3 protein-coding genes are annotated in these 2317 nt (G+C 34.8%); 2 read left to right on the top strand and 1 reads right to left on the bottom strand.

The features are described from left to right. Window positions 1-491: 491 nt before the first annotated feature. The gene (locus O9324_RS17795) at window positions 492-1082 is read left to right on the top strand and encodes a Uma2 family endonuclease (RefSeq protein WP_288140881.1); all 591 of its coding nucleotides are present in this window, start codon (window positions 492-494) and stop codon (window positions 1080-1082) included. A 212-nt stretch (window positions 1083-1294) separates the two neighbouring features. Then, entirely contained in the window at window positions 1295-1792 is a 498-nt protein-coding gene (locus O9324_RS17790) for a GUN4 domain-containing protein (protein ID WP_002790546.1), read from the top strand. Window positions 1793-2203: 411 nt separating this feature from the next. On the opposite strand, the gene O9324_RS17785 is transcribed toward O9324_RS17790, so the two are convergent. Beyond that, window positions 2204-2317: transposase (locus O9324_RS17785; protein ID WP_287627140.1), on the bottom strand; the 114-nt coding region annotated here is incomplete at its 5' end.

Here is a 2317-nt window from a genome sequence, read left to right as displayed (position 1 = left end):
TCAGTTATCAGTTATCAGTTATCAGTTATCAGTTATCAGTTATCAGTTATCAGTTATCAGTTATCAGTTATCAGTTATCAGTTATCAGTTATCAGTTATCAGTTATCAGTTATCAGTTATCAGTTATCAGTTATCAAATTTGAGTTTTAAGTGTGCAGTATTAATTCTCCTGACTACTGACTTCTAATCCTAACAACAATTTTTGATTTTTACAAGAGATCTGATGATTTGGTATTCTCAAAAGGTTTACTGGCTATGGTATGATTAAGGGTAGTTTGTTAGACTATGATATTATTCATAATAAGTAGCTGGTTATAATTAAATTAAAAATGGATTTTAGGTTCGATCCCCCCTGCCCCCCTTGATAAGGGGGGTGCCGATCCCCCCTTAATAAGGGGGTGTCTGATAACTTTTAACGCCTACCTACTTAATCTGTTTTTATCTGATATCATGCTGAGAAAAAATTCACTCTCTAAATTTGGGTTTAAATCATGATAACTACACTAATCGAACGAGAAGCAGAACCAATTTTAATTAGTGACTTAACCTGGAGAGAATTTAAAGCTGTTGAACAGCTAATCGATCGCCCAGGATTAAGGTTATCTTTTTTAGATGGAGTTTTGGAGATTAGAAAAAATCCAGGTAAGAAATATCAAATTATCAAACAACGTATTGCTTCTTTACTAGAAATTTATTTAGAATTTTTGGGATTAGATTTTACTCCTACTGGTTCTATCACCTTAGAAAATGAATTTGAAAAGGTTAAAAGAGAAGGTGATAAATCCTATGAATTGGGAGCAAATAGAAAACATCCTGATTTAGTGATTGAGGTGGTTGTTAGTAGTGGAAGAATTAATAAACTAGAAGCATACAAACGGTTACAAATTCCTGAAGTTTGGTTTTGGATGAATGATGATTTATTGTTTTATAGTTTAGGAAATGAGGGATATGAGGCTGTTAGTAAATCGCAACTTTTACCGAGTTTAGATGTAGATTTATTGATGCGTTGTATTAATACAGAAAATCATGCCCAAGCACTGCGGGAATTTAGAGCAGGGATAAAAAATATTGAATTAACATAACCATATCAGGACTTACGCAAAAGGGAACGAAAGTAGGGGTAATTCATGAATTACCCCTACGCAAGAATAAGGTTTTCAGTCACATCTTGCGTAAGTCCTAAATATAAAATGGTGATTTTTTCCGTTCTCTCGCATCAAGACTTGTGGAGTGTAACCTATGTTAGGATGTCTCTAGTATATTTTCTTAAAAATTAATCTACAGGAATATCACCATGAGCTTACAGCGAGAGGTAGAATTAAAATCAGATGCAGGAATGGACTACAGCAAACTCCGTGACTTACTCAAAGCTGGGAAATGGAAAGAAGCGGATGAGGAAACATTACGGGTAATGTTAGCGGTTGCGAAACGGGAAAAGGAAGGTTGGTTAAGGGTAGAAGATATTGATAATTTTCCCTGTGCAGACCTCCGCACCATTGACCAATTGTGGGTAAAATACAGTAATGGTAGATTTGGGTTTTCTGTTCAGAAACAGATTTATCAACTTTATGAACGCATTTATCGAGGTTATCGCGGAACAAGAGAATATGACGAAGAAATCTGGAGAAAGTTCGGGGACAAGGTAGGATGGAGAAAAGGAGGAGATTGGTTGTCTTACAAGGATATTATTTATAAAGATTACGCACCTTTTGGACACCTCCCTGCGGCGTGTCAATGGGATGGGATGGGTGAGGATAGTCTCTTCTCTCGCGTCGAGACTTGTAGTTTGTAGGGTGCGTTAGGAGCGCGAAAATATTATAAAACATACAAATACATTAAATACGCGACGTAACGCACCATTATTATTGAAGGAGATTTTAAAAAACATAATAAAATAAATTATTGAGCAAATATGAGGTGCGTTACGCTGTCGCTAACACACCCTACAAATTATCTATTACATGAGAAGATTAATAACAGAAGTCGGGTATCTAAATTTTATCAGAATCAGATATAATCAAATTGGGTAAATAACCAAAATAATCTATGAATACGTTAGAACTTCGTGAACAAATCCAAAAATATGTCGAACAACTGTCACCAGAAAAATTACTTGTAGAGAAAAGTTTGTAGGGTGCGTTAGGAGCGCAAAAAGATTATAAAACGTACAAATAAATGGTTCTTCCGAACTTACCATGTAAAATCAACTAGCAAAATGCCAATTTAATAAACATCTAATACTAAAGTTTTTAAAGTTTCTAAATCCATAGCCTCTCCTTTTAATCACCTTCAGTTTATTGTTAATTCCTTCCACTGT

Source organism: Microcystis sp. LE19-84.1B (assembly GCF_027531875.1).
Classification (GTDB): domain Bacteria; phylum Cyanobacteriota; class Cyanobacteriia; order Cyanobacteriales; family Microcystaceae; genus Microcystis; species Microcystis panniformis.
This window is presented reverse-complemented; position numbering and strand designations above follow the sequence as displayed.